The organism is Variovorax sp. M-6 (assembly GCF_052114385.1).
Lineage (GTDB): Bacteria > Pseudomonadota > Gammaproteobacteria > Burkholderiales > Burkholderiaceae_C > Variovorax.
The window spans coordinates 1-736 of record NZ_JBFREQ010000110.1 but is presented as its reverse complement, the minus strand read 5'-3'; the positions used below and the strand labels follow the sequence as shown (position 1 = coordinate 736).

Annotated in this window: 1 protein-coding gene; it reads right to left on the bottom strand. The window is 57.9% G+C overall.

Annotated elements, in window-relative coordinates:
• Window positions 1-7 precede the first annotated feature (7 nt).
• On the bottom strand, window positions 8-736 hold a 729-nt coding region (locus tag AB4Z46_RS35370; RefSeq protein WP_442288217.1), incomplete at its 5' end, for an IS30 family transposase.

Genomic DNA, 736 nt, shown 5'->3' with positions numbered 1-736 from the left:
TGCGGATTCAACCGGTCGATGCAACACATTCACTGAACATCTCAGCGGGTGTATGGAAGCCGAGCGTCTTGCGCGGCCTCTCGTTCAATTGTCTAGCGATCGCATTGAGTTGAAGCTGGGAGAACCCTGAGATGTCCATGCCCTTCGGCATGTACTGCCTGAGCAATCCATTCGTGTTCTCGTTGCTTCCGCGCTGCCATGGGTTCTGCGGATCGCAAAAGTACACCTGAATGTCGGTGGCCAACGTGAACTTCTTGTGRGCGTGCATCTCCGTGCCTCTGTCCCAGGTCAGTGACTTGTAGAGCTCCTGCGGCAGCTTGCGGGCGTTCTTGATGAGTGCGTTGACGACGGTCTGAGAGTCCTTGCCATCAAGCTTGACCAACATCACGTATCGCGTTTGGCGCTCAACCAGCGTGGCGATCTGGCTGTTGGCGCTTCCGAAGAGCAGGTCGCCTTCCCAGTGGCCGGGAACTGCTCGATCTTCAACCGTGGCTGGCCGCTCGCTGATGGAGATGGCGTCAACGATTCTTCCGTGGAYGTCTGTCTTCTGCGTGTACTGGCGTGAGCGGCGCATGCCCCGAGTACGCCTGAGATGCTGCAACAGCTCCTTCTTCAACGCCCCGCGGGCTTGAATGAACAGGCTACGGTAGATGGTCTCGTGGGACACGTGGGAGGTCTCGTCGCTCGGGTAAGTATGCTTGAGCCAACCGGCAATCTGCTCCGGAGACCATTGCAG